Source organism: Acinetobacter sp. YH12218 (genome assembly GCF_013417925.1).
In the GTDB taxonomy this organism is placed as follows: domain Bacteria; phylum Pseudomonadota; class Gammaproteobacteria; order Pseudomonadales; family Moraxellaceae; genus Acinetobacter; species Acinetobacter amyesii.
This window is the reverse complement of the sequence record NZ_VPDB01000035.1, coordinates 12,980-35,993: the sequence shown is the minus strand read 5'-3', so window position 1 is coordinate 35,993 and position 23,014 is coordinate 12,980. Positions and strand designations below refer to the sequence as shown.

General features: G+C 39.2%; 24 protein-coding genes and 2 pseudogenes. 12 read left to right on the top strand and 14 right to left on the bottom strand.

Annotation, left to right across the window (positions count from 1 at the left end; genetic code table 11):
- On the top strand, positions 1-413 hold a 413-nt coding region (locus tag FTV03_RS10990), incomplete at its 5' end, for an integrase core domain-containing protein (protein ID WP_139872492.1).
- Positions 414-617: 204 nt separating this feature from the next.
- Here FTV03_RS10990 and FTV03_RS10985 read toward each other — a convergent pair.
- The 4 genes and pseudogenes from FTV03_RS10985 to FTV03_RS10970 all read right to left on the bottom strand — a co-directional run.
- Positions 618-830 (bottom strand): hypothetical protein, encoded by a 213-nt coding sequence (locus FTV03_RS10985; RefSeq protein ID WP_078193454.1) that lies wholly within the window; start codon positions 828-830, stop codon positions 618-620.
- 3 nt (positions 831-833) lie between these two features.
- Positions 834-1,049, bottom strand: coding sequence for a cold-shock protein (locus tag FTV03_RS10980; protein ID WP_067766972.1), 216 nt, complete (start codon positions 1,047-1,049; stop codon positions 834-836).
- Between the two features lie 125 nt (positions 1,050-1,174).
- Positions 1,175-1,396: a transposase gene (locus FTV03_RS10975; RefSeq protein ID WP_067766975.1), complete on the bottom strand. Its 222-nt coding sequence runs from the start codon at positions 1,394-1,396 to the stop codon at positions 1,175-1,177.
- A 503-nt stretch (positions 1,397-1,899) separates the two neighbouring features.
- Positions 1,900-2,142, bottom strand: a pseudogene (locus FTV03_RS10970) (IS982 family transposase); the annotation flags it as partial.
- Positions 2,143-2,374: 232 nt separating this feature from the next.
- On the opposite strand from FTV03_RS10970, the pseudogene FTV03_RS10965 reads away from it, so the two are divergent.
- Positions 2,375-3,597, top strand: a pseudogene (locus FTV03_RS10965) (IS256 family transposase).
- Positions 3,598-3,758: 161 nt separating this feature from the next.
- On the opposite strand, the gene FTV03_RS10960 reads toward FTV03_RS10965, so the two are convergent.
- Complete coding sequence (locus tag FTV03_RS10960) at positions 3,759-3,989, bottom strand: hypothetical protein (protein ID WP_078190858.1); 231 nt, start codon at positions 3,987-3,989, stop codon at positions 3,759-3,761.
- A 236-nt stretch (positions 3,990-4,225) separates the two neighbouring features.
- Between FTV03_RS10960 and FTV03_RS10955 the strand changes: the two genes are divergently transcribed.
- Both FTV03_RS10955 and FTV03_RS10950 read left to right on the top strand, forming a co-directional pair.
- On the top strand, positions 4,226-4,702 hold the full coding sequence (locus tag FTV03_RS10955; RefSeq protein ID WP_180041411.1) for a CinA family protein: 477 nt from the start codon (positions 4,226-4,228) through the stop codon (positions 4,700-4,702).
- Between the two features lie 78 nt (positions 4,703-4,780).
- The gene (locus tag FTV03_RS10950; RefSeq protein ID WP_180041410.1) at positions 4,781-5,398 is read left to right on the top strand and encodes an aminotransferase; all 618 of its coding nucleotides are present in this window, start codon (positions 4,781-4,783) and stop codon (positions 5,396-5,398) included.
- 64 nt (positions 5,399-5,462) lie between these two features.
- Here the strand turns inward: FTV03_RS10950 and prpC are convergent, their stop codons facing one another.
- Together prpC and prpB are read right to left on the bottom strand one after the other, a co-directional pair.
- Complete coding sequence (prpC, locus tag FTV03_RS10945; RefSeq protein WP_180041409.1) at positions 5,463-6,599, bottom strand: 2-methylcitrate synthase; 1,137 nt, start codon at positions 6,597-6,599, stop codon at positions 5,463-5,465.
- Positions 6,600-6,602: 3 nt separating this feature from the next.
- Positions 6,603-7,487, bottom strand: a complete 885-nt coding sequence (prpB, locus tag FTV03_RS10940; RefSeq protein ID WP_180007805.1) for a methylisocitrate lyase — start codon at positions 7,485-7,487, stop codon at positions 6,603-6,605.
- A 239-nt stretch (positions 7,488-7,726) separates the two neighbouring features.
- Here prpB and FTV03_RS10935 point away from each other — a divergent pair, with 239 nt between their 5' ends.
- From FTV03_RS10935 to FTV03_RS10920, 4 genes are all read left to right on the top strand, one after another.
- A complete protein-coding gene (locus FTV03_RS10935; protein ID WP_180007806.1) occupies positions 7,727-8,380 on the top strand; it encodes a TetR/AcrR family transcriptional regulator in 654 nt (217 codons plus the stop codon).
- A gap of 112 nt (positions 8,381-8,492) precedes the next feature.
- Entirely contained in the window at positions 8,493-9,413 is a 921-nt protein-coding gene (argF, locus tag FTV03_RS10930) for an ornithine carbamoyltransferase (protein ID WP_078193464.1), read from the top strand.
- Between the two features lie 111 nt (positions 9,414-9,524).
- Positions 9,525-9,980 (top strand): hypothetical protein, encoded by a 456-nt coding sequence (locus FTV03_RS10925; protein ID WP_228198705.1) that lies wholly within the window; start codon positions 9,525-9,527, stop codon positions 9,978-9,980.
- An 82-nt stretch (positions 9,981-10,062) separates the two neighbouring features.
- Positions 10,063-11,202: a hypothetical protein gene (locus tag FTV03_RS10920; RefSeq protein ID WP_117006700.1), complete on the top strand. Its 1,140-nt coding sequence runs from the start codon at positions 10,063-10,065 to the stop codon at positions 11,200-11,202.
- Between the two features lie 38 nt (positions 11,203-11,240).
- On the opposite strand, the gene FTV03_RS10915 is transcribed toward FTV03_RS10920, so the two are convergent.
- The 7 genes from FTV03_RS10915 to rpiA all read right to left on the bottom strand — a co-directional run bounded on the left by FTV03_RS10915 (position 11,241) and on the right by rpiA (position 18,373).
- Complete coding sequence (locus tag FTV03_RS10915) at positions 11,241-11,594, bottom strand: YnfA family protein (RefSeq protein WP_180041412.1); 354 nt, start codon at positions 11,592-11,594, stop codon at positions 11,241-11,243.
- A 77-nt stretch (positions 11,595-11,671) separates the two neighbouring features.
- Complete coding sequence (gene clpA / locus FTV03_RS10910) at positions 11,672-13,948, bottom strand: ATP-dependent Clp protease ATP-binding subunit ClpA (RefSeq protein WP_180005564.1); 2,277 nt, start codon at positions 13,946-13,948, stop codon at positions 11,672-11,674.
- A gap of 12 nt (positions 13,949-13,960) precedes the next feature.
- A complete protein-coding gene (gene clpS, locus FTV03_RS10905; RefSeq protein ID WP_180041408.1) occupies positions 13,961-14,374 on the bottom strand; it encodes an ATP-dependent Clp protease adapter ClpS in 414 nt (137 codons plus the stop codon).
- Positions 14,375-14,392: 18 nt separating this feature from the next.
- Positions 14,393-15,142 (bottom strand): hypothetical protein, encoded by a 750-nt coding sequence (locus FTV03_RS10900; protein ID WP_180041407.1) that lies wholly within the window; start codon positions 15,140-15,142, stop codon positions 14,393-14,395.
- 79 nt (positions 15,143-15,221) lie between these two features.
- Positions 15,222-16,268 (bottom strand): N-acetyl-gamma-glutamyl-phosphate reductase, encoded by a 1,047-nt coding sequence (argC, locus tag FTV03_RS10895; protein WP_180007810.1) that lies wholly within the window; start codon positions 16,266-16,268, stop codon positions 15,222-15,224.
- Positions 16,269-16,897: 629 nt separating this feature from the next.
- On the bottom strand, positions 16,898-17,575 hold the full coding sequence (locus tag FTV03_RS10890; RefSeq protein ID WP_180007811.1) for a SprT family zinc-dependent metalloprotease: 678 nt from the start codon (positions 17,573-17,575) through the stop codon (positions 16,898-16,900).
- A 126-nt stretch (positions 17,576-17,701) separates the two neighbouring features.
- Entirely contained in the window at positions 17,702-18,373 is a 672-nt protein-coding gene (gene rpiA / locus FTV03_RS10885; RefSeq protein WP_180004663.1) for a ribose-5-phosphate isomerase RpiA, read from the bottom strand.
- Positions 18,374-18,480: 107 nt separating this feature from the next.
- On the opposite strand from rpiA, the gene ilvA reads away from it, so the two are divergent.
- From ilvA to FTV03_RS10865, 4 genes are all read left to right on the top strand, one after another.
- Positions 18,481-20,019 (top strand): threonine ammonia-lyase, biosynthetic, encoded by a 1,539-nt coding sequence (gene ilvA, locus FTV03_RS10880; protein WP_180007812.1) that lies wholly within the window; start codon positions 18,481-18,483, stop codon positions 20,017-20,019.
- 195 nt (positions 20,020-20,214) lie between these two features.
- A complete protein-coding gene (locus tag FTV03_RS10875; protein WP_180041406.1) occupies positions 20,215-20,682 on the top strand; it encodes a hypothetical protein in 468 nt (155 codons plus the stop codon).
- A 104-nt stretch (positions 20,683-20,786) separates the two neighbouring features.
- A complete protein-coding gene (locus tag FTV03_RS10870; protein ID WP_168378595.1) occupies positions 20,787-21,446 on the top strand; it encodes a TrkA family potassium uptake protein in 660 nt (219 codons plus the stop codon).
- 52 nt (positions 21,447-21,498) lie between these two features.
- Entirely contained in the window at positions 21,499-22,836 is a 1,338-nt protein-coding gene (locus tag FTV03_RS10865) for a TrkH family potassium uptake protein (protein WP_168378596.1), read from the top strand.
- Positions 22,837-23,014: the final 178 nt, after the last annotated feature.

Sequence of the window (23,014 nt, the reverse complement as noted above, 5' to 3'; positions counted from 1 at the left end):
ATAGCCGCAAGGTACTTGCGCATAGAGTATCGATTAGTATGGAGGTTACATTTTGCATAGAAACATTAAATGAAGCTATTGAAAAATATGGTCGACCTGAAATATTTAATACAGACCAAGGCAGTCAGTTTACCAGTGATGCATTTATTGATGTATTGAAATCAAATGGCATTCAAATCAGTATGGATGGTAAAGGTCGATGGGTTGATAATGTGATGGTTGAACGATTATGGCGGAGCGTTAAATATGAAGAGGTGTATCTCAAAGCCTACAGCAATGTTTTGGATGCGAAGAAGCAATTAAACGCATATTTTGAATTTTATAATTTGAAACGACCTCATTCGAGTCTGGACAAAATGACTCCAGATGAGTTTTACTATGACCAGCTACCACAACAAAATAAGGTAGCTTAACTAGAGCAGAGTATCACTTATAAATAAGCTTTTAGTTGTTCAAACATGTGGGACCACCTCTTTTTCACTGGCTTTAGGTAAAGGCCTGGTGCGTGGTTTCTTTTTGGGACGTATCTTTTTGGTTAGCGCTTTATATACATCAGGCTCCATATTTCACCCAATAAAAAACCTCCCGGAGGAGGTTAATTTAAATGCATGTAAAAATTAAAATAACTTAAATATTTTTCCAGTTTTATCACTGTAGAAATGCATATCAAAGCTAGGCTTAATTATTTCATCATCTATATTTAGATAACGGACGCAATCCCCAAAACTATTTGGCTCATCAGATGACTTTTCGCACATAGCTTCTAGTGTATAGACAGCGCCATGTTGATCAACCACATCTAACATTACTTTGTTTAATAAAGTTTCCATGTATTAGCCATCAATCCCAACGATTTCACTCGCTTGGAAACCACGTTGACCTTTTGATACGCTAAATTGTACACGCTGACCTTCAGCAAGTGATTTGAAACCACCTGAAATGATTTGAGAAAAATGAGCAAAAACTTCTTCGCCGTTATCAGCCGCGATGAAACCGAAGCCTTTAGTATCGTTAAACCACTTAACAGTGCCTGTAGTTAAATTTGACATAATAATTTCCTTTAATAATATTTAATATAGAGTTCTTGAAAAAATTAAGAAAATAAATAATTAATTTATAAATAATTTAATTAAAAAATTTTAGCTCTAAGTTGTTCAGGTTTAAGAGTGAGAGTTTAAAAATACAATTTATATAGTTTATTTAGTTCAGTATAAAAAGATTTACCATCAATATTTAAAGTTAGCTTTTGTCCTGACTCTAGGACAACTTGTTTAGCAACTTCAACTAAAGTTTTACCATTCAAATTGCTTTGAATTTTTTTTAACGGAATAATATTCACACGAATTTCATCGCCGTTAGTTGCTGAAGCAGTAGTCCAGCCGTTAGATATGTTCATTTATTGACTCATATAATGAGCTTTTGTAAACAGAATAGTATTAAAAATAAAACCAACTTTAATTTTGGAGATTGTTCACTTAAGAAAAATTTAAACTTATGATATTTACAGTAGCTATGAAATTTAAGAAAGATAAAAAAAATTAAATTAATATCTTAAAAATAGAATTTAAGGAAAACCCACGGATAGCTGCAGGCTTCCCTTGATCGGCATGATGCGAATTCATGCTATGCGTTAACTGTTTGAATTTGATGCTTGAACATCAGAATGGAGGGAATACGCAATTCCGTTAACAACTCAAACACTACCGTTCCGCTTACGGATTCGATCAAACACACTATATCAAATATTTTAATATATACCTAATGTTATCTCAATTTTATTTATATTTCATAACTTATAAATTAACTTTTTTGTTAGCTAGGCATATTCGGGGCATTAGGATTACAACACTTCATACTAATTTCTAAGTCTAGTTTCGCCTGTGCTTTGTCTGTCATATGGTAACATGGTAAGCTTTTAAACAAATGTCTTTTATCTTCTTTTAACCATGTGAAAAAGGCTTTGAAATTGCTGAAATAAGAACATTAATACCAAATGGCAATAAAGCAGATTTCTGAGATCGTCAGATGAGCACGTCTGATTCTTAAAGAATGGCTATTTTGTTTGAGAAAGTTCCAATAAGTTGCTTCAAATTTAAGAAAGAAATCATCAATTACGCAGAATAATTCGGTACTATTGAACATTAGGACTAGAGTTGTGAGTTTTGTGTGGTAACTCAACTGATGGCTCTAGTCTTCTTATTGTCAAGTTTATTTCTTATCCGCGATTCGGGTTAAATAATATCTGGGGGATTAAATAGCTGTTAGTCGAATAGCGAAGACGACACGATCAAGTGGTCTAAAAGAGACTGTAATTTAAATTGTGTAATTGCCTGAATTTGCTACCTTCATATTCACAACGGAGTCAGGCAATATGATGAACGAACAAAAACTAAAAGACCTTGCAGCAGAATTTGCTAAAGGAATCAAAACAGAAGACGATCTAAACCAATTCACCCGATTGTTGACTAAACTCACTGTTGAAACGGCTCTCAATGCCGGACTTACCGAACATCTCGGACATGAAAAAAATGCCCGTAAATCTGGCTCAAATTCACGCAATGGTTATTCTAGTAAGACTGTACTTAGCGATGATGGGGAGATTGAGATCACCACACCAGGTGATCGTTATGGTACTTTCGAACCTCAGTTGATTAAGAAAATCAGACCCGTATCACGCAAATGGATAACCAGATTCTATCCCTTTATGCCAAAGGTATGACCACCCGTGAAATCGTTGCTACCTTCAAGGAAATGTACGATGCCGATGTATCTCCAACGCTCATTTCCAAGGTGACTGATGCCGTCAATGAGCAGGTTGCTGAATGGCAAAACCGTCCGCTGGATGCAATCTACCCCATCGTTTATATGGACTGTATTGTAGTTAAAGTCCGTCATAATGGCAGTGTCATCAACAAGGCTGTATTCCTTGCCTTAGGCATTAATCTTGATGGACACAAAGAACTGCTCAGCATGTGGATAGCTGAGAATGAAGTTGCCAAGTTCTGACTAAATGTTCTGACTGAGCTGAAAAACCGAGGGTTGCAGGATATTCTGATCGCCTGCCTTGCGAAGCAGCGCTTCTCAGGACTAAAAGGCTTTCCTGATGCCATTAACAGCGTATACCCGCAAACCCACATCCAGCTGTGCATTATCCACATGCTACGCAACAGCTTGAAATACGTGTCATGGAAAGATTACAAGGTGGTCACTCAGGATTTAAAAGCCGTTTATCAATCACCCACTGAAGAGGCAGCCTTGATGGCCCTAGATCAATTTGCCCAAACATGGGATGACAAGTACCCACAGATCAGCAAAAGCTGGCGTACGCATTGGGAGAATCTGAATACCTTCTTTGCTTATCCAGCCGAGATACGCAAAGCCATCTACACTACCAACGCAATCGAGTCATTAAACAGCGTAATACGCCAAGCGATCAAAAAACGTAAAGTCTTTCCAACGGATGATTCTGTACGTAAAGTGATTTACCTGGCCATTGATGCAGCATCTAAAAAGTGGAATATGCCGATTCGCGACTGGCGTTTAGCCATGAGCCGCTTTATTATTGAATTCGGTGACCGCTTAAGCAATCACCTTTAAATTGATGAAAAGCAATTACACAAAATTATTTACATGCTCCATTAAAAATACATATCTCCTTTAAATCTAGATTTATATATAAATTTGAGTCTGTCAAATACAAAAAAAACAGCTCCCAACTCAATGAGAACTGTATTTTTAATACTACAAATTGATCGAAATTAAACGGCAAGTACTTTCACAATAATGGTTTGCATGTCTTCATTTTCTTCCGCCAAATAAACACGCTTTAACTCTTTGCTTTTCACTTTGAATTGATGATTTTGATACTGAATTACAGCCGGAATTTGATCAAAATACAGGCTATCTGCGTCTAATTCTTCTTGAAAAAGTGGCGTGCCCAATTGATAGTCTAGGCTTTTTAATACTACATATTTAACAGTCGTTTTCATTGAAATAAACCTACTTTTGTTACGCTCTTTATTTTAAGTTTTAACATCGTTTTCCTTCCGAAGAAACCTTTATTTCATATTTTCGTACAGCTTCTAAACAATCACGCTATTTTCGTGAATTCCACAACACACACAGTACCAACTTAGACTTTTAGTGAAATTACAGGCGAGCGAAATCAATGCTAAAATTTTAAGAATACTAATGATCATTCACCATTCTACTTTGGGGTAAGCACATGCTTAAACTGTGTTGCGATGCTTTAGAACAAAAATCCATGACTATCGCGTTTATCGAGAGTGCGAGCTCTGGTTATTTATGTAGCCAATTTTCAATTTATAAGAATAGTGGTGCAGATATCTTGTTAGGTGGTCTTGTCAGCTATGATCCATCGATCAAGCGTGAAATTTTAAAAGTAGATCCTCTACTAATAGAAAAATTTACGGCCGAATCCGCAGAAGTGACTCAAGCGATGGCTGAGCAAGGACAACAACTATTTTTTCATGCGGACTTCGTGGTGGCCTGCACCGGATTACTCAAACCCGGTGGCAGTGCAACCGTAGAAAAACCCGAAGGAACATTTTATATTTCAATCTTACATGATGGTCGTATCTATAATTATCATTATTTTATTTTGGGTACGGCTTTAGAACGCCTAGATCAGTTAACTGAAAATGTTGCTCACAGTGTATTAGACATCTTAAATGCAGAATAAAACATACATAATCTTCATATTTAAATATCATTTTGCATCGCATACTGTATTGAGGAATTTACTTATCAGGACAAGAAAATGCAGCTACGTCATTTCAATGCATTCGCAATTAGCACCCTACTGTCCTGCTCTGCTTTCGCGACGGTAGGCGGCCCTCAAAACATTGAGGTTTTAGGTTTTGATAAAAAAGACCAAAAAATCTATTTAATGCGTCATTTTGAAGATGGTCGTGGTCGTTTACCACAATTATATTATTATCAATTAAATAGCCAAAAACCGACGCAATTAATTACAGTGAAGTCTTTGTATATTAATCCAAAGACAAAACGGATTGATTACGATCAAGACAGCACCCAGTTTGATAAAGAAATCGCGAAAATAAAAAAACGTTTAGTCAAATTAACACCAGTAAATAACAATAATGCTCGAATACAGTTATTAACAACCATGAATGGCACTGCTAAATCATGGTATGACCCCACTGAAACCATTGATAAATGGACCTATCAATATCGTGTTAAAAATTCGCAGTATAAAAGCGCTGTACAAAAGGCTGAGACCTATAAAGAAGGTTTAAAAATCTCTAAAACTTATCGTGTAGTGCAAAAGCCTTTTTATTTAGTAACTGTTAAATATCTAGGGATTCCATTTGAAACAGGATATAGCGTTGAAGATCCAGTTTTATTAACCAAATAGATTGTTAACACAAATAACAAATAATAAAAAAGCCTCTTTTGAGGCTTTTTTATTACACTTAAAATTATGCTGCAGAACGCTCTGCAATTGGCACAACTTTACGTAATTCCGGACCTGTATAGTCCGCACTTGGGCGAATAATACGATTGTCCGCACGCTGCTCCATTACATGTGCAGCCCAGCCTGTTACACGTGACATTACAAAAATTGGCGTAAACAATTTCGTTGCAATATCCATGAAGTGATAAGCCGATGCATGGAAGAAATCTGCATTACAGAACAGTTTCTTCTCACGCCACATCACTTCTTCACAGCGTACTGATACTGGATAAAGTACCGTATCGCCAACGTCTTTCGCTAGGCGTTCAGACCAGATTTTGATGATGCCGTTACGTGGGTCATTGTCTTTATAAATCGCATGACCAAAGCCCATGATCTTTTCTTTACGCTCAAGTTTGCCGAGCATTTCACGTTCAGCTTCTTCAGGAGTCGTCCAGTTTTCAATCATTTCCATCGCAGCTTCGTTTGCACCACCGTGGAGTGGACCACGAAGTGAACCAATTGCACCTGTGATACATGAATGCATATCTGACAATGTTGAAGCACATACACGTGCTGTGAAAGTAGATGCGTTAAACTCATGCTCTGCATACAAAATCAGTGATACGTTCATCACTTGCTCATGCAATTCATTTGGTTTTTCACCACGAAGTAAATGCAAGAATTGAGCGCCAATTGAATCATCATCGGTATTTTCTTCTACACGTACGCCGTCATGGCTAAAACGATACCAGTAGCAGATGATCGCAGGAAGCGTTGCCAAAATACGATCTGCAACATCTTGTTGTTCATCGAATGATTTTTCTGTTTCAAGGTTACCTAACATTGAAACGCCTGTACGCATCACGTCCATTGGGTGTGAGTCAGCAGGAATACGCTCTAAAACTTCTTTCAACGCTTGTGGTAATTGACGCAGTGATTTGAGTTTGGCTTTGTATGCTGCAAGCTGTTCTGTTGTTGGTAATTCACCAAAGAAAATCAGGTACGCGACTTCTTCAAACTGACAGTTTTCTGCCAAGTCTTGAACGTCATAACCACGATAGGTTAAGCCCGCACCACTTTTGCCTACAGTTGACAATGCAGTTTTACCAGCTACTTGTCCGCGCAGTCCTGCGCCCGTGAGTACTTTTCCTTCAGCCATTTTTTATTTTCCTTCAGTGAACAATTTATCTAAGGTGTTTTCAAAAGTGTGATAATCGAGGAATTGATAGAGTTCTTTTCGTTGTTGCATTTTATCCAGTACATTGACTTGTGTACCGTCATTGCGGATTGCATGCATCACTTCGAGTGCCGCTTTTTGCATTGCACGTGTCGGAGACAATGGATAAAGCACCATTGAAATGCCTTGCTCGCCTAGTTCTTCTTTGGTGTAGTAAGGGGTATCACCAAACTCTGTAATGTTTGCCAGTACAGGTACACCAACAGCGTCGCAGACTGTTTTGTACATGGTAATATCAGTCATTGCTTCAGCAAAGATCGCATCTGCACCCGCTTCTACACATGCACATGCACGGTCGATCACTGCTTGCAAACCTTCTTTTTGTAATGCATCTGTACGTGCCATCACCACAAAGTTTGAATCGGTTTTTGCATCGACTGCCGCTTTAATACGGTCAACCATTTCTTGTTGTGACACGATTTCTTTGTTCGGACGGTGTCCGCAGCGTTTTTGTGCCACTTGGTCTTCGATGTGAACTGCTGCTGCACCCGCAGCAATCATTTGTTTCACAGTACGGGCAATATTAAATGCACCGCCCCAACCTGTGTCGATATCGACAAGTAATGGTGTATCTACACGTTCGGTAATACGACGAACATCTTCCAAAACATTGTCTAAACTGGTCATGCCTAAGTCAGGTAAACCATATGAATAGTTCGCAACACCTGCACCAGATAAATATATCGCTTTATAGCCAACTTCTTTTGCCATCATTGCTGCATAGGCATTTACTGTGCCAATGATTTGTAATGGTTTTTCGATTTCCAATGCTTGTCTAAATCTTAAGCCTGCAGACGTTTGTTGTGTCATATTCCTTTCCACGGCATTTACTTTAATTTTCGAAGTTTGAGTATATCCATATTTTTTTCCAACTCTATGGCTTTGTAGAATATTAACTCTAAAACTTTAGTCAAATATTTCACTTATCACCTATCTGTTGTTATTCTTTAGTCAAAGATCTCTGATTTATAAGCAAAGCAGAAAAGTACTAATTTTTTTGCTATAATTATCGTCAAATCAGCTCTTTTTTTGTTAAAAATTATCACTTTATGCAAGATTTAATACACATTGAACCTCTAACGCATGACCAGCCACAAACGAGGCGCGGACATGAACGATGTGTTGCGCTTTTAGAAAGTGCTACGGAGCTTTTTTTAAAACGTGGTTTTGATGCAGTTTCATTAGATGACATCGTGAATCATGCAGGTGGTTCAAAAGCGTCAATCTATAAATATTTTGGTAATAAAGACGGATTATTTAAGGCCATTTGTGACTATCGTCGCTGCTTATTTTTCAAAGATATTTGCCTACCATTTACGGTGAGCCCTGACACCGATATTCGTGCTTATCTCATCAATACTTTAAGTGACTTTCATCAGCATATCGTGATGCCTGAAAATGCGGCATTTATGCGGTTAGTCTTAGAACAAACAGGACGTAATCCTGAAATAGCACGTTATATTCATGAGCAAGGCCCAAAACAAATTCAGAACACCGTTGCAGAAATTTTAAATCAAGCGCATCAACACGGTTTGCTGTATTGTGAAAACCCGTTGTTTTCGGCTCAGTTTTATTTTGGAATTTTGCGTAATTTAGAATGGCGCGTTCTCATGGGCATCAGCATTGATGAAAATGATCAAGAAACCATCAATTACATCAGTTATTGCGTCGATCGTTTCCTAGACGGTCACCAAAAGCGCTAGATTTTTTGCAATTTACCTCTCTTATAGTATATTAATCGATTCCTTTTTCTCTAACCAACCAACAACTAATTGTTGTTTTGTTCTTTGATTCAGCAATTATTGTGGAGTAACAATGGCTCTACGTCACTTTCTAACTTTACGCGATTTATCGACTTTAGAACTTAACCAAATTGTACAGCGCGGTATCGAACTCAAGCGCAAACAGCATAACAATGAAGTTTTCCAACCTTTCGTTGGTAAAGTCATGGGCATGATTTTTGAGAAATCGAGCACCCGTACACGTGTATCGTTTGAAGCAGGAATGAGCCAATTTGGTGGTAGCGCAATTTTCCTTTCATCTCGCGACTCTCAATTAGGTCGTGGTGAGCCAGTAGAAGATTCTGCGCGTGTGATTTCAAGCATGCTTGATATTGTGATGATTCGTACTTTTGGTCATGACATTGTTGAACGTTTTGCTTCTTATTCAAAAGTTCCTGTCATCAACGCCTTAACAGATGATCACCACCCTTGCCAGTTACTTGCCGATGTTCAAACATTTGTTGAACACCGTGGTTCTATTGAAGGCAAAACGGTTGCTTGGATTGGTGATGGCAACAATATGTGTAACTCATATATTGAAGCGGCTCATATGTGGGGCTTTAAATTAAAAATCGCTGCACCTAAGGGCTATGAACCTAAAGCAGAATTTTTATCTGAATTTGCACACTGTGTTGAACTTGTTGATTCTGCCGAAGATGCTGCGGTTAATGCAGATTTAATCGTGACAGATGTTTGGGCAAGTATGGGCCAAGAAGAAGAGCAAAAAATTCGTGAAAAAGCGTTTGCTGATTATCAAGTGAATGAACGCCTGATGGATCTTGCTCACGCTGACTGCCTATTTATGCACTGCTTACCTGCGCATCGTGGCGAAGAAATTTCTGAAAATATGCTTGACCACAAAAATGCCGTGGTTTGGGATGAAGCTGAAAATCGCTTACATGCTCAAAAAGCGCTGGTTGAATTCTTAATTAACGAAAACCTTAAAAAAGACTAAGCCTTTCGTTGAATAAAAAGCGCCTTCGGGTGCTTTTTTTTATGCTTCATGGATATAATCAAATGGTCTTTTAAAATTCTAATAGCGACCATTTTTATGCATCTAAAAAAAATGAGCTTTTGCCTGTCTGCAGTTTTAGCTTCTGCATTTTTCCACACTCAAGCATCTGAATTTGATCAATACCTGCAGTCAAAACAGATTATTGATGAGAATTTTAAGATTCAAGAGCCCAAACAGCTGGATGAACTGCTCAGTGTATTAAGTGCAGAAGATTCTAAAACACTGCCGCTCGAAATCGACCACAATACTATTATTGAACAGCTCAGCTTAACTTCTAAAAAAACTGAGCTTAAAGGCATGATTATCACACCTGATTTTGCACAGTTTGAGCAAGATCTTGGATCTAAAGAAGTTCAGAAACTCATTAAGAAAAATTTAATACAGAACTGCCCTATTTTCTTTGAGCATGAATATCAGAAAAGAAATCCCTATTTGGTCGAGTTCGATTTAAGTTCAGAGAAAAACCACTACAAACTTGAATTAAAGCAAAAAGATTGCGGTATTTAATCATCGGCAAATATCCTATTTGCTATATGGATAGGCTTCTGCAACAATTCCTGAATATTTCAGAAGCCTGCTCACGATAATAATGCATCATAAAAAACTTAAAATAAGTTTGGCCACCCTATTCCTCTTATTTATTTTTATTCAATTATTCCAATATAAACAATACCTTGATATCAAATTAGATTTATATTCAAGTTATGGAACCATGACCACAGAAAAGGTGCAGAAGATTTTTCTTCAGCCGCAACAAGCCCAAGCCAGTTATAAGGCCATCATTGCAATACCTGGACTGACTGCCACAATAGATAAATGTAGTTTTTTACAGCTTCCTTGCTTGCATAGAAATTTCATCACTGTGCCCATTCAAGGCGCTGCAAATCCAACCACTCACAGTATTGTTTTCCATATTCCTGAGTACCACCGATGGCTGTATAAGCTCAGTAATTTCAACTACTCGCTACCAAAGTCTGATCCAAAAAATAATGCTCCCTCAGTTATGGAAGGCCAGCTAGTCATTCAGACTCCTTTTACTTATGGAGGAGGAAATATACTGCAACAGGCAATATCTATTGGCACAGCTTATGAAGGCCTACTCGGAACTCTAAGCTTCAGTAAACAAGGCTATGAAACACAACAACATATTAATGCTGACTTAATCAACAACGGCCAGCCTGCACCTTATCAATTTGCCCGTCATCACCATTATTTTGGTTATATGCAAAACAGCGGCATTCGGCAGATAGATAATGTTCAAAGCAGTGACCATAACGCTGAATTAAAGCACCGCATTCCAAATGTGGACGAAGTCTATGAGGCACGAAAATATACAGCTCAGCTGGATCAATTGCATTTTGAAAATTATGTCATTCGCGCCAAGCTCAAAAATGTCAGCACTTGCAAGGAATATCCAAGTTTTGAATACAACATATTCTATATTAATGGAAAACTAGTGCACTATGAGTCAACACAAACAGATCAAACCAATTGCAAAACACACTATATAAACCTTAGTCGCTTTGAAAATGGAAGTATCGACACATTTGGACACAGTATATACAACAACAAAAGCAACCAAATGCATTATGCAGAATGGCATTATCTGTGCCCTATCAAAAGGTATTCCGCATTAGGACAATGTGTACTTGCAAAACCCAATGATCAAGAGATTCAAAGTATTGAAGCGGATATTCATCGCATTGTGAAATGGTTTGAGCCTGTTTAGATTCACTCCATTTCATGCCTCATATAATCTTCCAAAGCCTAACGGATGAGCCCCTGCGGCTGCAGAATAATTAAAGCTGCCCCAACAAGCACGACTGCGCCGCCAGCCAAATCCCAACGGCTTAAACTCACCTGATCTACATAGCGCAGCCACAGCAGCGCTGTAAAAATATAAATACCGCCATAGGCTGCATAGATACGACCCGAAGCTGCTGGATGCAACGTCAATAACCAAACAAATGCAGCCAATGCAAGCGCTGTTGGAATCCATAACCACTGCGATTTTTGCTGATTTAAAATCAAATATGGGAAGTAACAGCCTAAAATTTCCATCAGTGCTGTCTGTGCAAATAAACCAAATGTGGTCAGCACTTTTGTTAATGGTATGTCCATCATTGAGAAACCCAAATCTAGCGTCGAATAAATATAAAAAACCCGTGCAAGCACGGGTTTTTCGTTAATTAAATTACTTAAGCAGGTTCAGCGGTTTGGTCTTCAAACACTTCGAGTTTTAAGCCCACAGCTTTGCCATTTTCTTTCTTCACTGAAACACCAACATTACCGCCATGTTCCGCAAGCTCGCCAAACAAAATCATTTCAGCAAGCGGTTTCTTCAAATGCTCTTGAATTAAACGCTGCATTGGACGAGCGCCCATCAAGCGATCGTATCCTTGCTCTGCCATCCATTCGCGTGCATCTTGGTCAACCTCAAGAACCACTTTTTTGTCATCTAACTGTGCCTGAAGCTCTGTTAAAAACTTATCAACCACACTTTCAATGACAGTTGTTGGCAATGCTTTAAATTGAATAACACCATCTAAGCGGTTACGGAACTCCGGAGAGAAGGCTTTTTTCATCGCGTCTTGGTTATCATTACTGTTATCTTGATCCATGAAACCAATGCTCACACGTGAAATTGATTCTGCACCAATATTGGTAGTCAGCACTAACACGACGTTACGGAAGTCAGACTTACGACCATTGTTATCCGTTAATGAACCATGATCCATAATTTGTAATAACAAATTAAAGACATCTGGATGCGCTTTCTCAATTTCGTCTAGTAAAAGTACGCAATGCGGATTTTTATGAATCGCGTCGGTCAACAAACCACCTTGATCAAAACCTACATAACCCGGAGGCGCACCAATTAAACGAGATACGGCATGACGTTCCATGTATTCCGACATATCGAAACGTACAAGTTCAACACCTAACAATTTCGCCAATTGCTTAGTGACTTCAGTTTTACCCACACCTGTAGGACCCGCAAAGACAAAATTACCCACTGGCTTATCTGGTGCTTTTAGACCTGCACGAGATAATTTAATCGCAGATGCAAGCGCTTCAATCGCTTCATCCTGACCGAACACCACACGTTTCAGATCACGCTCAAGATTTTCAAGGACGCTCTTGTCATCTTTAGACACAGTTTTCGGTGGAATACGGGCAATTTTCGAAACGATATCTTCAATGTTTTCAACTGAAATGACCGTATCATCTTGCTCAGCTTTTAAACGACGCTGCGCACCAGCTTCATCAATCACATCAATGGCTTTATCAGGCAAGAAACGATCATTGATAAATTTTGCAGATAGTTCTACCGCAGAAACCAACGCTTGATCTTCGTATTTCACATGATGGAATTCTTCAAATTTGCCTTTTAAGCCACGCAGAATATCAATCGTTTCTGAAATAGATGGTTCATTGACATCAATTTTTTGGAAACGACGAGATAATGCATGATCTTTTTCAAAAACTTGACGGTATTCTTGGAAAGTCGTTGAACCGATACAACGTAAAGTACCATTCGCCAAAGCTGGTTTGATGAGGTTCGATGCATCCATCGTGCTGCCCATACTTGAGCCTGCACCGATGATCATATGAATTTCATCAATAAATAAAATAGCTTCGGGCTTTTTCTTCAATGCATTTAACAGTTGTTTTAAACGCTTTTCAAAATCACCACGGTATTTAGTTCCTGCAACTAAAGCACCAATGTCTAAACTAAATACTTCTGCATTTTCAAGCGGTTTAGGAGCTTTGCCATTTACAATGAGCCAAGCCAAACCTTCAGCAATCGAAGTTTTACCTACACCCGGATCACCCACCAAAAGTGGGTTATTTTTACGGCGTCGGCATAGAATTTGAGCTGTACGTTCAATCTCTTTTTCACGACCAATTAGTGGATCTGTTTTGCCTTTTTGAGCTTCAACATTCAGATTGGTCGTATATAGCTCTAATGGGCCAGAATTTGAAGACGTGGTGTTTTCACCATCGAGTTCTTCAATTTCCTCTTCAGCTTGGACTTCATCTTTACGTGTGCCATGAGACAAGTACTGCGTTAATGTCAAACGGTTGATTTGATGGCGTTTAAGTAAATACACCGCAAATGAATCACGCTCTGAATACATCGCAACTAAAATGTCTGCACCTTCTACAGTGCGGTCATTACCACTCGATTGCACATGGAAAATTGCACGCTGCAAAATACGATCAAAACTTTCTGTAGGATGTGGCGCTTGATCGCTATTTTCGCCAAGCTTAGGGGTATGTTGTTCTACGTATTCTTCAAGTTCTTTGCGAAGTACAATAATGTCTGCGCCACATGCTTTCAATGCATTAACAGCGGAATCATTATCCAGTAAAGCCAATAATAAATGTTCTACCGTCAAAAATTCATGTCTCTTTTGACGAGCCATGCTGACAGCCAAACGTAGTGATACTTCTAATTGACGACTGAGCATGTAATCCCCTTATTAATCTTTTGGCTCAATCTGACAAAGTAATGGATGACTTTGCGACCGAGCGTAATTATTGACCTGATTTGCTTTAGTCTCTGCGATGTCTCGCGGATAAACCCCTGCAACACCCTTTCCTTCATAATGTACAGTTAGCATTACTTGAGTGGCTTGGTCAAGATTCAAAGCAAAGTATTGTTGTAAAATTTCAATTACAAAGTCCATTGGGGTGTAATCATCGTTCATTAAAACGACAGCATACATAGGAGGACGCTTTAACTCAGGTGGCGCAGTCAATACTTGAATGTCTGAATCACCCTCATCCTGCGTACCTTGGCTGAGAGTCGGGTTTAGATGCCAGTCCACTAAACCAGATTGGTAAAATGAATTTTTAATGTCAGATAAACACGTTTGACGCTTATTGGTTCGCATAGGATTTAGGTTTCACACTTAGTTTGCACTTGCTTCAGTTTGAGGAATTTCTGAAAGGAAGGCAGATTGATTTTCAACAGGCTGACCTTTCGACCAGCTAAAACGGCGAATAACGGGTTTAGAACCGGTTAAACGCACTTCAATAAAGTCTGGACTGAAGCCTTTTGGCATGGTCCAACGTCCAGTGAGTCGTTCACTTTCACTAAAGTTAAAGTTTTTGTCTTCTAATGGCACTGCAAGTACTTCTGTACCCTTAATTAAACGCAGCTCAACACTTCCAGATACATTACTTTTTGATGGGCTAACTTGAACGAGATCAAGTTGGTATTCATACGCATTTTCAGGTAAAGGTTTAATCGCTAAATGTTGTACTGCAAGAGGCATACCACCACGTTGGCGCAATACTTCACGATACAAAACACTCAAATTACCAGTTAATTCTTGATCATCACGTGCTTTTTTAACAGCCAAATATAAATCATTTGAATTACTTACAGCGACATCACGCTCTTGGATTGCCGCATTCAAACTTTTATTTAGGCCTGCTAATTCAGTTTTTTGCTTTTGCACCACATCAACCAGTTGTTCTGCATCTGCATCATAACCGACCACTGTTAAGCCCTGACGATGACCGATACTATATCCGAGCAAACCGCTGCTCAATGCAAGTACAACTGCACCAATCGCCAGTGGCATATTCGTCTTCATAAAAGGCGTTTTTTCACTGTTTTCAGGTTCTGACTTGAAATTAGATTCTGTATTCGACATCGTCATCTCTTATTTTTAGTTCACTCAAGGCACACATTTAAATCCAGTTTTAAATGTGTGTGAAGTTTTAAATCGTTTCTTATGGTAATAAACCAATGCCTTGAAGTCCTGCATTTTCAGCAAAACTAAACATCAAGTTCATATTTTGTACGGCTTGACCTGCTGCACCTTTCACCAAGTTGTCTTGAGCCACCAAAATCACTAATTTTTTCGGCTGAGGTTTGCAAATCGCAATACGTAATTGGTTCGCACCACGCACAGTACGTGTTTCAGGTGAGCTTCCTGCAGGCATAACATCTACAAACTGCTCATTGGCATAGAACTGTTCATATATGCTTTGTAAATCCGCAGAAGCACCTGCGTCAGTCAAATCAATGTAGATTGTGCTGAGCATGCCACGAATCATCGGTACTAAATGCGGTACGAATAAAATTTCGTTAAACACACCTTTTTGACCTGAAATATTTTCTAAGGCTTCTACAATTTCAGGATGATGACGGTGACCCGCTACACCATAAGCTTTAAAGTTATCTGCATTTTCAGAATAGATCATACCTAGGCTGGCTTTACGACCTGCACCAGACACACCTGATTTTGCATCAATAATAATGCTTTCAGGTTTCACTAATCCTTCAGCTTTTAATACTGGCGCTAAACCGAGCTGAACAGTTGTTGGGTAACAACCTGGGTTACCAATCACTGAAGCCTTTTGAATTTTTTCACGGTTTAATTCAGACAAACCGTAAACTGAATCTTTTAATAATTCTGGGCAAGCATGGTCGAGGCCATACCATTTCTCAAATTGAGCTAAGTCTTGCAAGCGGAAGTCAGCAGCAAGGTCAATCACTTTAGTATTTGCAGCAACTAACTCTTCTGCGTGTTTCATTGCAACACCGTGCGGCGTCGCAAAGAATACAACGTCACATTGTTTTAGTTCTTCAATATTTAGATCTGAATAGCAAAGGTCTGTATGTGCACGCAAGCTTGGGAACATATCATCCACACGGCGGCCATTTTCAGTACGCGAAGTTAAAACTTTCACTTCTGCATTTGGGTGCCGCAGTAAAATACGCAGTAATTCAACACCTGTGTAACCTGTACCGCCGACAATACCTACTGAAATCACGCTCTTTACCTCTATTCAAAGTATCCATTTGATGACTGCGTAGTATGACAGGAAGTTACGGTTTTCTGAACTGTTTTGACATATAAAGCTTCACTTTATAATGTTAGCTTATCTTCTGAATCCTATTAAGTCAGATCATGCATATAAATCCTGATCATTACCTATCCACAGCTCAAGGTCGTGTCTTCACTAAAGAAAGAAATATTCCAGCATGACAATGCTGTTTTGACGCTTTTAAGCATGAATTAAAAACTAACCCAAAGGTTAAAATCATTTATATATTGATCGGATGCCAAGGGGCTGGGAAATCAACTTGGGCCAAAAACCAAATATCCCGCGAACCTGAAAATATTATTTTTGATGCTATTTTAGTAAAGCAATCTGAACGTCTACCGATAATTGAGCAAGCTAAATAATTGGGTAAAAAATGCGTTGCTGTATGGTTTCAAATCCCGCTCGAAGTATGCATAAAAAGAAACGCTCAACGCCCTTCAGATGAAATAGTCGATCTGATGGCATTAACCAATGTTTATTACGCATTAGAACCGCCTACATACCAAGAAGGATTTGATTTAATTGAAATAATATATTAAGAAATGCTTTAGTGTTTACAACTTAGTGCCTTTAATTCAGAGCACCCACCACCAAGGCATTGCCGTCATTTTTAGTATTTTTCGATGCTGCTGAAAATTTATATCATGCTTTTGCACTTCAGCCCAAAAGTTTGGGCTATGGTCAAAGTGCTTGGTATGCGCTAACTCATGTACAGCCACATATCGTACAACTTGCTCTGGAAACAGCACCAATGCGCTATTCAGCATAATATCATGGCGCGCTGAACAGCTTCCCCAGCGCGTTTTGGGCTGACGAATTGAGCAATCACCATATTTCAAGCCTGTTTCACTGCTCACTTGCTTTAAATAAATTGGTAAATACTCTTTGGCATAAGCAATCACAAAGCTTTTTAAATATTGCTCAGGCTGTCGATCACTGATGAATAGTTGATGGCTTTCGTCATCCAAGATAAATGAATGTTTTTGCGTTTGATAAACAACCATTAACGGTTGTTCTAAATTAAATAACTTTAATTTTATTGGCAGACTTCGATCCTGCAGCCCTGCTTTTTCCTGCTGCTTCTGCCATGTCTCAATCATCCATTGTTCTGATTGTTTCAGAAAATCTTGCACTTGGCGCTGTGTACAAAACTGCGGAACCGTTAATTTGATTTGAGTTGGTTCTACACGGAGTCTTAGGCGTGTGGCACGTAATTTTCGGGTGATTTGAATTTCAGGAAGGTTGGGAGTCATATTTTTTATTAATTTTAAATCCTCCCTAACCCTCCTTTTACAAAGGAGGGAAAACCACCTAAATAAATTCAGGTGAAAAGTCCCCCTTTATCAAAGGGGGATTTAGGGGGATTCTAATAGAACAGATTAAACCGCAGTACGCTCTTCAATACCGTTATCAGTGGCTACAACCGCAATATCCGCCTTGTTTAGAGCAAAGATACCGTTACACACTACACCCGGAATATTGTTTAAAGTTTTTTCAAGTTCCAATGCATTTAGGATATTTAAGTTGTGTACGTCTAAAATTACATTACCGTTATCTGTTACTACGCCTTCACGGTACACAGGATCGCCGCCTAAAGAAACGATTTTACGTGCCACAGCAGAACGTGCCATTGGAATCACTTCTACAGGAAGCGGAAATTCACGTGCCAACTGATCAACCCATTTAGAATCATCTACGATACAAACGAATTTTTTCGCAATAGACGCCACGATTTTTTCTCGAGTCAACGCAGCGCCGCCGCCTTTAATCATGTGCATATGACGGTCGATTTCATCTGCGCCATCCACATAGGCATCTAAACCACCAACATGGTTCATATCAACCACTTCAATGCCTAATTTTTTCAAACGTTGTGCAGTTGCTTCAGAACTGGCAACCGCAGCTTCGAGTTGAAGCTCTGGCAATAATTCGATGAGGAAGTTCACAGTACTTCCTGTACCAACACCCAAAATACCGCCCTTTGGCAAATGCTTTAATGCAGCTTTTGCGGCAGCTTGTTTCTTTTCATCTTGGGTAGCATACAGACTCATAACTTGGCTCAACTATTTTTTGACATTTGTTGCTGATTTTACAGCCCAAATGTACGGGTGTTTGTTACAATGAACGCCTATTTTAAACTGTTAGATGGAAAATTAACATGCTGTCTCGTTTGGTTCGACAAATATTACAGGCAACAGTCTATGACGTTGCAATCGAAACCCCACTCGAAGCAGCGCCACGAATTAGTGAAAAACTAAACAATAACATTCGCTTTAAACGCGAAGATTTACAACCTGTCTTTTCTTTCAAGCTACGCGGTGCCTACAACCGTATTAGTCAATTACCGAAATCTCAGTTGGAACGTGGCGTTATTACTGCTTCTGCAGGTAACCATGCTCAAGGCGTGGCGTTATCTGGTAAAAAGTTGGGTATTCGCGCCATTATTGTTATGCCTAAAACCACACCAGACATTAAAGTACAAGCGGTTAAACGCTTAGGTGGTGAGGTAGTTCTGCATGGTGATTCTTTTGACGTAGCCAATAAATATGCAATCCAATGTGCAAAAGATGAAGGTATGACCTTTATTCCACCTTATGACGACGAACTCGTTATGGCCGGTCAAGGAACCATTGCCAACGAAATTTTGCGTCAATGGCGTGATGTAGAGTATGTATTTGTTGCTGTTGGCGGTGGCGGTCTCATTGCCGGTGTAGCTGCTTATTTAGGTGATGTGGCACCGCATGTTAAAGTCATTCCTGTTGAATATGACGAATCAGCATGTTTAAAAGCAGCCTTTGAAGCTAATGAACGTGTCATTCTTCCATCTGTTGGTCTTTTTGCCGACGGTACAGCAGTTGCACAAATTGGTGAAAAACCATTTGAAGTGATTCAGCTACAAAAATCAGATAACTCAGGCCCAATTGTTGAGCGTGACGTTATTTTGGTGAATACAGATGAAATCTGTGCTGCAATTAAAGATACCTTTGATGAGTGCCGCAGCATTGTAGAGCCGTCAGGTGCAATGGCGCTTGCAGGTATTAAGAAGTATGTTGCAGAGCATGGTCTAGAAAATAAAAATATGGTGTCGATTGTATGCGGCGCTAATATGAACTTTGACCGTCTGCGCTACATTGCAGAACGTACTGAACTGGGTGAACGTAAAGAAGCGATCTTTGCTGTGACCATTCCAGAAGAAAAAGGTTCATTCCTCCAATTCTGCCGCGCACTACAAGGCCGTAACATCACTGAGTTTAACTACCGCGCAAGCTACTCAAGTGCCGCTCAAGTGTTTGTGGGTATTAGTCTCAAAAATGGCGAAAAAGAACGTCAGGAAATTTTTGAAACCTTAAAATTCCAATACGATGTAGACGATCTTTCCGATGATGAAGTGGCTAAACTGCATATCCGTTATTTAATTGGCGGTCATGCAGATATCGAGAATGAACGTTTATTCCGCGTGGAATTCCCCGAACGTCCAGGCGCATTGCTGACTTTCTTAGAACGTCTTGGACCTACACATAACATCACCCTATTCCACTACCGTAACCACGGTGCTGCTGAAGGTCGTGTATTGGTGGGTATGGAAGCAACAGATGCGAAACAAAACCCAGATGGCTTGATTGAAACATTGGAAAATATTACCTACCCATATGTTGAGATTACCAATAATCTGGGTTATCAACGTTTCTTGAAATAAATGAGACTTCTATAAAAGAGCTGGAATCTAGATTCCAGCTTTTTTATTTGCATCAATTCTTTTCTACATCAAAAAAGAATATATTCATCAATTTAATTCATCAACGCTGTCATTGTTGTTAAATTCACCACACCCTATAATCCATTGAAAATAAAACAAAATGGATTTTTAAAATTGAATATTTATGCCTTATTTATGATCACTATTGTAGGTTTAGGTGGATATTTTTATGCATATCCGGCTTATCAACTTAAGCAAGAGGAAGATAAGATTCGTCAAAGTATGAAACAAATTCCAAATCAGTCCCGTACGCAAAATCTAGAAAATATTTACGGCTATACCGCGCAAGCTGAAATGTTGAATCAATATCCAAATTACATTGTATATATTCGCTTTGATGAGCTAAGTGATCAAACCGCTCCCGAATCTGTTCAAGCCATTATCCGTGAATTTTCATGCGATGGCTTAAACCGTTTAAAGAACAATTCCGAGCTCGTTCGTAAAGCTACCCTAAATGTCATTAAAGAAGATCAGCATCAATTTCAATACATTCTAAAAAATAAACTAGGCTATGAAATTTTTAAATACCAACAAGTTATGGATAATTGCCCCAATATTGCTGAACTTTATGCCTATCAAAATACTGAAGAAATTAAAAATTAGAGCTTTTCGGTTTAGATGGATTATGTAAATTTTCATAGCCGCTCTAGGCTGAACAAGCTAACATCAACATATTCAATAACTTTAGAATAATTTAGGAATACGGCATGGCTCAATTCGCTGTGATTGGCTTAGGAAGTTTTGGCGCAACTGTAGCCACTGAACTCATGGGTTTAAAACACGATGTCATTGGAATCGATAGCAACAAAAAGTTTGTTGAAAGTATTTCGGACCAACTGACCCATGCAGTGATTGCTGACGCAACAGATGAGCACGTTTTACATGAACTCAATATTCAAAATTGTGAAGCCGTCGTTGTCGCAATTGGTGAAGATATTGAAGCCAGCATCTTATGTGTGCTCCATCTTAAAAACATGGGGATCAACAAAATTTGGGCCAAAGCCAAGTCCAAAGCGCATCACATGATTTTAACCCATTTAGGCATCAGCAAAATCATCCATCCTGAAGAAGATATGGGTGTCCGTGTTGCTCAGTCACTGAGTTATCCGATGGTGAGCCGCTACATGGTGCTCGAAGATGACCATTATTTGGTGAAAGTTGAAATTAAAGAGTCACAACAAGGCACGCGTTTAAATCAAATAATGGATCATGTCCCTGAAGTGAAGACGATTCTGCATAAACGTGGCACCGAGCTTCAATATAGTTTAGATCCGAACCTGATTTTACAAACAGGCGATATTTTAGTGGTTGAAGGTTTACTCGAACATTTACGTCGACTGGCTAAACACTTTAAAGCAACTTTGTAATCAGCGTCGAGCTCCTTTTGCACATAATCACGCAAGATGACAGTAAAAAAACATGAAACTTCACAATAAACAGCGTAATACCATTAATCTCAGCCCACCCAGTATTTTGGCATTGGGTTTTCTTGGGCTCATTATCATTGGCACCTTGCTGTTAAAACTCCCTTATTCACATCATGGCGATTTAAGTTGGATCAATGCCCTCTTTACAGCGACCTCAGCCGTAACCATTACAGGACTTTCGGTTGTAAATGTCGGCGAAGCCTATACTGTGTTTGGTAAAGTCGTGATTATGGGTTTACTACAATGCGGCGGTCTCGGCTTTATGACCTTTGCGATATTGGCCGCTATGAGTTTGTCCCCTAAAATTGGGCTAAAACAACAAATTATGGCTCAAGAAACCATTGGACAAACCAGCCTTGCCAAAGTGACCATGACTATTAAAGGCGTACTGCTTTATTCGCTATTTTTTGAAATGGTGGGAACGGTTATTTTGACCATCGCTTGGATGCAAGAATACAATTTTAACCAGGCCCTGTTTTATGCTGCCTTTTATAGTGTTTCAGCATTTAATAATGGTGGATTTTCATTATTTCCCAATAGTTTAATGAGCTTCGCTGACCGTTATTTCATTACATTTACCATCAGTATGCTTTATATCATCGGTGGTATCGGCTTTTTGGTACTGATGGATATTAAGCGCAATAAAAGTTGGAAAAAACTCAGCACCAATAGCAAGCTGATTTTATCGACCATTGCAGGCTTAAATGTCTTTGCCTTCATCACCATTTGGTTATTAGAAGCCAATAATGCTGCAACCTTAGCCACGATGTCACTAGGTGATCAAGCCCTAAATGCTTGGTTCCATGCAACGGTTCCACGTTCATCCGGTTTTAACAGCTTACCCATGGAAAGCATGAGCGATGCATCATCACTCGTCACGATGTTACTAATGTTTATTGGAGGTGGTTCTCTCAGTACAGCCGGCGGCATTAAAGTCGGGACGTTTATTATTGTTGTGCTCAGTGTGGTCAGTTTTTTAAGACGTGAAGATGAACTGCGTGTGTTTAACCACTCTGTTTCTGAAAAAACGACCTTTAAAGCATTAGCGGTGATTTTCATTACAGTAACGTTGATTTTCATTGGTTTTTTCAGTCTATTACTACTCGAACCTGACAAACGCTTTTTAGACTTACTCTTTGAAGCAGTGTCCGCTGCCTGTACAGTAGGCCTATCTCGTGGCATCACCAGTGACTTACAACCCGCCAGTTTAGTCGCCCTGATGTTGTTGATGTTCGCAGGCCGACTTGGCCCCTTAACACTGGCCTATCTGATTGCCACACCGAAGAAGAGTCGGTTAAAACACCCACCTTCTGAGATTCAGATTGGTTGATTTGTACATTGTCTCACAGTTATAAAAAAACCACGCCATAGCATGGTTTTTTTATTTACTGATGTTACATAGTAACATCAGTAGCGTAATTTGATTCAAATGAAAGAACGATACGCGGTAAGGTCATCCGCAAGTGTTTGAGACAGGATGACTTCTAATCAAAAATGTTTTTGCGATA